The 6,620-nt window shown below is 40.9% G+C and carries 6 protein-coding genes and 1 tRNA gene; 5 read left to right on the forward strand and 2 right to left on the reverse strand.

Annotated features, from left to right (window positions below; genetic code table 11):
* The first annotated feature begins 324 nt into the window (after positions 1-324).
* From gap to QZT26_RS15665, 5 genes are all read left to right on the forward strand, one after another.
* Positions 325-1,326, forward strand: a complete 1,002-nt coding sequence (gap, locus tag QZT26_RS15645; protein WP_164994521.1) for a type I glyceraldehyde-3-phosphate dehydrogenase — start codon at positions 325-327, stop codon at positions 1,324-1,326.
* A gap of 174 nt (positions 1,327-1,500) precedes the next feature.
* Positions 1,501-2,694: a phosphoglycerate kinase gene (locus tag QZT26_RS15650; protein WP_164994520.1), complete on the forward strand. Its 1,194-nt coding sequence runs from the start codon at positions 1,501-1,503 to the stop codon at positions 2,692-2,694.
* Positions 2,695-2,755: 61 nt separating this feature from the next.
* Entirely contained in the window at positions 2,756-3,454 is a 699-nt protein-coding gene (rpe, locus tag QZT26_RS15655; protein ID WP_099324663.1) for a ribulose-phosphate 3-epimerase, read from the forward strand.
* Positions 3,455-3,822: 368 nt separating this feature from the next.
* Positions 3,823-4,641, forward strand: coding sequence for an acetyl-CoA carboxylase, carboxyltransferase subunit beta (accD, locus tag QZT26_RS15660; protein ID WP_099324664.1), 819 nt, complete (start codon positions 3,823-3,825; stop codon positions 4,639-4,641).
* A 9-nt stretch (positions 4,642-4,650) separates the two neighbouring features.
* A tRNA-Asn gene (locus QZT26_RS15665) sits at positions 4,651-4,725 on the forward strand.
* Here QZT26_RS15665 and QZT26_RS15670 read toward each other — a convergent pair.
* The gene (locus QZT26_RS15670) at positions 4,711-6,213 is read right to left on the reverse strand and encodes a recombinase family protein (protein ID WP_295103481.1); all 1,503 of its coding nucleotides are present in this window, start codon (positions 6,211-6,213) and stop codon (positions 4,711-4,713) included. The genes QZT26_RS15665 and QZT26_RS15670 overlap by 15 nt on opposite strands.
* 61 nt (positions 6,214-6,274) lie before the next feature.
* Positions 6,275-6,620: hypothetical protein (locus tag QZT26_RS15675; RefSeq protein ID WP_295103483.1), on the reverse strand; the 346-nt coding region annotated here is incomplete at its 5' end.

The raw sequence follows: 6,620 nt of genomic DNA on the forward strand, positions 1-6,620 counted from the left end.
TTGGAATATGATAGGCTTCATAAACTGTTTCCCTTTATTGAAGCCTTTTATACCACAAAGGAAAAACAGACGCCAGCTTTTTTTACCTTTTTTCGCTATTAATTTTTCAAAGAACTAAAGTGTTACATTTTTTGCCAGTACCGCATTTTAAGACTATTCGGTAAGTAAAAGCAGCCCATGGTTTTTAAATACTTGACAAAACATATTTACCTGCTTAGAATACCGTGTCTTTTCCTGCGGGAAAAGCGCCCCCTTTTTATAAAATATAAATGGTAAGTGAAATACGTATTTTTAATATTTTAGGACAAAAAATAAGGACAATACATGTCAGTTAGAATAGGAATAAATGGTTTTGGAAGGATAGGAAGGAATGTATTTCGTGTAATATCCAAACGGAATAATATCGATGTAGTTGCCATAAATGATCTTGCCGATTCAAAATCGCTGGCAATGTTGCTGAAATATGATTCTATACACAGCAGATTTGACGGAAGCATACAAATAAAAGAAAATGCCCTCATGGTAAATGACAAAGAGGTCAGATTGCTTATGGAGAAAGACCCTGCCAAACTGCCATGGAAATCGATTGGCGTAGACATTGTCATTGAATCTACGGGCATATTTACCTCAAGGTCGGACTGCTCAAAACACCTGGATGCGGGTGCAAAAAAGGTGCTTCTTTCAGCCCCGGCAAAGGATAAAATAGACGCAACAATCGTTGTCGGGGTAAATAATAAAGATCTCCGGCCGGAACACAAAATAGTGTCCAATGCTTCATGCACAACGAATTGTTTAGCGCCGCTCGCAAAAGTATTGCATGACAACTTTGGAATAGAAAAAGGGCTTATGACGACAATACATGCATATACGAATGATCAGCGAATACTGGATTTCATGCATAAGGATATCAGAAGGGCAAGGGCAGCGGCAATAAATATTATTCCGACAACGACTGGAGCGGCAAAGGCAATCGGCGAGGTGATTCCATCACTGAAAGGGAAGTTGGATGGCCTGGCCATGCGGGTTCCCGTGCCCGATGGTTCTGTTACCGATTTGGTGGTTATGCTTGCAAAAGAGGTCGATAGGGATGCAATCAATGCTGCCATGAAAACAGCCGCAGAAGGCGATTTAAAAGGTATCCTTGAATATTGCGGAGACCCCATTGTATCTTCAGATATCATCGGGAATCCACATTCCAGCATATTCGATTCCGCGTTAACGTATGTAATTGATAAACGCATGGCAAAAGTAATATCCTGGTACGATAATGAATGGGGGTTTTCAAACCGCATGGTTGACCTGATCGAATTAATGAGTCGTCTTTAAAAAAAACATCCGTTTTCTTGTGTAATGAAAAATGCCCATTCCCTGCAAAGTAACGAATATTTATTTAAACGAGTAATATTTAGCGCTTTCTCCAATAAGTTTCCTGCAAGCCAAAACGGTTTTTCTCCTGCGTTATTTCTAATAAACCTCATTTTAAAGCATAATAATATTTAAATGAAAAAACTATTTATAAAAGACCTGGCGGTTAGAAAAAAGAAGGTTATGGTACGTACGGATTACAATGTACCATTAGACGAAGATGGGAATATAACCGATGATACCAGGATTCGCGCAACATTGCCAACCATCAACTATTTGCTGGATGAGGAAGCAAAGGTAATTATTGCGTCTCATCTGGGAAGGCCCGTCGGCGCAAATCCGAAATACAGTTTAAAACCTGTAGTAAGGCGTCTGCAACGTTTTCTGACGGAAAAAGTCAAGATCACGCTTGCGGAGGACTGTATTGGCGAAGAGGTAAAAAAACAGGTAGAGGCAATGAATTACGGAGACGTGCTACTGTTGGAAAACTTAAGGTTTCATCCCGGCGAGCAAAAAAACGATGCCGGGTTTGCGAAAGAGCTTGCGGGTTTATGTGATTTATTCGTACAGGATGCATTCGGAAACTGCCACAGAAATCATGCTTCGATGGTCGGGATAGTCCGGTATGTGCCTGCGGCAGCCGGGTTTTTGATCAAGAAAGAGTTGGACTATTTTGAAAAATCCGTCAACGATCCTATACGTCCTGTTATTGCCATTTTGGGAGGCTCTAAGGTCTCTGACAAAATAAAGATCCTTGAAAATCTTGCCAAAAAGATGGATAAAATCATCATCGGCGGGGCAATGGCATTTACCTTTCTTAAAGCACAGGGAATACCGGTTGGGAAATCGCTGGTTGAAGACAGTATGATTGAGACGGCAAATAATCTAATGGATTATACAAAGAAAAATGGCACAAAATTATATTTACCGGTGGATTTCGTTGTGGCGGAAAAATTTGACAAAACGGCGGAAACAAAGGTAGTGCCATTTCAGGAAATACCAGAAAGATGGATTGCCCTTGACATAGGCCCTGCAACGATAAAACTTTTTTCCGCGGTATTGCAGGACGCAAAAACAATTTTATGGAACGGCCCTATGGGGGCGTTTGAAATTGATGCATTCAGCAGAGGAACATACGCCATGGTAGATATCGTAACAAGTTCTCACGCATCCACCGTAGTGGGCGGCGGTGATACCGACATGGCGTTTCACAAAGCAGGGAAAGCGCACGAGGTATCATTTATTTCAACCGGCGGAGGGGCTTTTTTGAAATTATTGGAAGGCGGAGATCTCCCCGGGATAGCATCGCTTACGGACAAAAAAATATAATATACGGACATCTTCCGTAACTTCTCTATTGATCTATGCTAAAACAAAGGAAATACGAAGAATGAGAAATAAGATTAAAATATCCGCTTCAATACTGGCGGCAAATCCCATGCGCTTTGAAGAAGAAATCAAACGCATTGAAGCGGCGGGAATCGATCTCATTCATATTGATGTTATGGACGGCCATTTTGTCCCCAATATTACCATAGGGCCTTTTATTGTTGCGGGGATAAGGCGGATAACAAATATACCATTAGATATACATTTAATGATCGAACATCCGGAACGTTATGTGGAAGCATTTGCCGGGGCGGCGGAAGGCAATGGAATAATTACATTTCATATTGAGACGGTAAAAAACCCCAAAGAGATTATTTCTCTGATCAAAAGTACGGGGATGAAAGTTGGTATATCGTTAAATCCGGGTACGCCCGTAGAAATGATAGAAAATTTTCTGGATCAGGTAGATATGGCGCTCGTCATGTCGGTAAATCCAGGTTTTGCTGGCCAGAAATTTATTCCAATTGCCTTGCCTAAGATTGCAAGGCTCCGCGATAAAGCGCCGGATAAAATGGATATTCAGGTAGATGGAGGAATTACACCAGACAATATTTCCCAGGTAGTAAAACAAGGGGCAAATGTAATCGTAGCCGCTTCTGCTATTTTTAAAACGAGTGACCCTGGCAATGCGATTAAATCCCTGAAACAAATTGCCGAACAAACCATGGAAAAAGATGCTGTTAATCTTGTTAACAGATAAATTCCTTTTTATTGTCCAAAGAAGTTGTTTCCTGGAAATATATAAAAATAGCTTGTTTTTTGGTTAAAAGGTTTTAAACTATCTCTTGTTTTGTTGACGGTTTTTGTAACTATTCAGCGTAAACGATACACGGCTCATTCCCAAACCTTGTACTGAACATAGTGAAGTATCTGTTTGGAAACGAGTTGCGCTCTGATCTCCGGTAGTTTAATAAATTACGCTGAATAGTTATTAGTTTTTCTGTATTTCACAATAGTATATATGGGATATTTTGCACGGGAAAACGTTGCATAAGTGGTCAAAAACAATGTTTGCCAATGATGGAGCGAATATCCCTTTTGTTAATTTAATGGGGGCATGGCAATTCAATGGTGTTCTTTAGAAAAAAGAAAGATATGCCAAACGGCTTATGGATAAGCTGCGACTGGTGCAAAAATTTGGTATATAGGAAAACCGTTGAAGAAAGCTTCCAGGTTTGTCCCGAGTGTGATTACCATTTTCGCATTTTTAGCAGGGACAGATTAAAATTGCTGCTTGATGAAGACAGTTTCGAAGAGTATTGGACTGATATGAAGCCCACCAATCCTTTGAATTTTTTTGACCGCATGTCATACCCAGAAAGGGTTACTGCCGACCAGCTTAAATCCGGACTGAAAGAGGCCGCTATAGTTGGAAAAGGAAAGGTGAATGGCGCTGACATCATGATAGGGATTACCGATCCCAGCTTCATAATGGGAAGTATGGGTTCTGTGGTTGGGGAGAAGATTGTCCGCATAACAGAAAAGGCTATGGATCAAAAATTCCCTTTGGTGATTATTTCTGGTTCAGGCGGAGGAGCTCGCATGCAGGAGGGTATTTTTTCTCTTATGCAAATGGCAAAAACGAGCGCCGCCATAGCAAGGTTTCAACGGGCGGGCGGGCTATACATATCGGTATTAACCGATCCTTCACTGGGTGGAGTAATGGCAAGTTTTGCTTCATTGGCAGATATTACTATTGCCGAACCAAAGGCGCTGATTGGTTTTGCAGGTCCCAGAGTAATTCAGGAAACAATAAAACGAACACTTCCTGGTAATTTTCAGCGGGCGGAATTTTTGCTTGAGCATGGTTTTCTTGATATGATTGTACATCGTAAAAACATGAAGCATGAAATTTCAAGGTTGATTCAATATTTGCATGTTAATTAATAAAAATCTTCCTCGGTAGCTCAATGGTAGAGTGGGTGGCTGTTAACCACTAGGTTGTAGGTTCGAATCCTACCCGAGGAGCCAAATTGTATGTTCGGCGTTTGTTGCCTCGGCGCAAAGCGCCTCGGCACGCGCCCTGCGGGCGCTAAGGTCTGATTTTGAAAGGATTTGCCACGCTCCGAGTGGCTCAAAAAACAATTCCCGTTCCAGCAAAATTCGGTTCGAGCCAATCTTTTTTAGAAAATCTTTTTTGTCAAAAAGATTTTCCTGCAAAGCGATAATTTCGGCTTGTTTACTGTCTAAAATGAATTTTTTAGCCGGTTCGAGCCAATGATTGCCGTTTTGCTCAAAATCCTTTAATTTTTCAGAAATCTCAATCTTTTGGTTGAGGATTTTTTGTTTTTTGGCGGTGTATTCATCTTTGGTAATTGTTCCGTCTAAGTGCGTATCTAAAAGCGTGTCCAGCTTATTCTCAAGTTCTTTGATTTGAGATTTTAGATTTTGAGCAAAAACGGCTCCGTCTTTGGTTTCTTGCTCTTTGTCCTTGTTTAGTTCGGTAATCATATTGTCAGCCCAAGACGGAGGCAAAGAAACTTTTTGAATTTGCTTGTTTATCTGCTCCGCCAAAACTTCCTCGCGGATATATCCCTGCGAACATTTACCTCGTTTTTTCGTGCAACGATAATAGTTGTGTCCTTTTTGCGTTTCGGAAGTTATGACGCAACCGCATTCCCCGCAAAACAAAAGTCCGCGAAAAGCAAATTCTTTAATCTTTCTTTTTTGCGGTCGGGAGCGGTCAGATAAAACCTTTTGGCATTTTTCAAAAAGTTTCTTTGTAATCATTGGCTCATGCTTTCCTTGCCATAATTCGCCGTTATATCTAAACATTCCATAATAAAAAGGATTTTTTAAAATACTTTGCACCATTGAAACGGAAAGCATTTTTTCATTTCTGGTCAACAAGCCGATGTCAAAAATTTTGTCTCTTAAATCTTTCAGAGAATAATCGCCTGATGAATATAGTTCAAAAATTTTCCGAACGAGGCGAAATCTTTCAGGGTCTTTTATAATTGTATGATTTTTTAAATCATTTAAATATCCAAGCGGAGCATAGCCGGGCATTTCGCCTCGCCTTAATTTTTGCCTTAAACCTCTTTTGGTATTCTCTGAAAGATTATCAACAAAATATTTTGACTGCCCAAAAGCGATATTGAGCATAAATTTTCCCTGTGGCGTGGCTTCAAACCAAAATGTAGGAAATTTTAGAAATTTTATCTTTTCAGAATCTATTAAAAAAATAATTTTTCCGCCGTCAACAGAATTGCGGGCGAGCCGATCAGGGTGCCAAGCCAAAATTCCGTCCGCTTCGCCTTTTTCTATCCTATCAAGCATATTGTTAAAAATCGGACGGCCCGGCTCTTTGGCGGTCTGTGATTCGCGGAAAGTATCAACAATGGTTATTTTTTCTTTTGCCGCCAATTCCCGCAATTCTGTTTCTTGTGCGTCCAAGCTTAAAACTTGTCTGTCGTCTTCATCTGTTGATTTTCTAATGTAGAGAAAGTATTTATTCATAAGTTTTGAAAATTATTTTTTTTATAATATCGCTTTTGGGCAATTCCGCTTCGCGGAATTATTATCGCTTTGCAACTCGCCCATAGGGCGAAAAAAAAGATTGGCTATCCCGCAGAGCGGGATTCTGTTGCTTTGCAACAGCGAACCGAATTTTGCTGGAACGGGAATTGTTTTTTGAGCCACTCGGAGCGTGGCAAATCCTTTCAAAATCAGACCTTAGCGCCCGCAGGGCGCGTGCCGAGGCGCTTTGCGCCGAGGCAACAAACGCCGAACATACAATTTGGCTCCGTATTCTGAACGAAATCCGAACTTTTTTCAAAGAAAATCCTGAACAAGAATGAGGTGCGTTTCCGCTTGCCTCCGCGGAGTTTATCCCGCGCTCCGTTGCGGGGCTACGGCAAACCAAA

This window comes from uncultured Candidatus Kuenenia sp. (assembly GCF_900696675.1).
Classification (GTDB): domain Bacteria; phylum Planctomycetota; class Brocadiia; order Brocadiales; family Brocadiaceae; genus Kuenenia; species Kuenenia stuttgartiensis_A.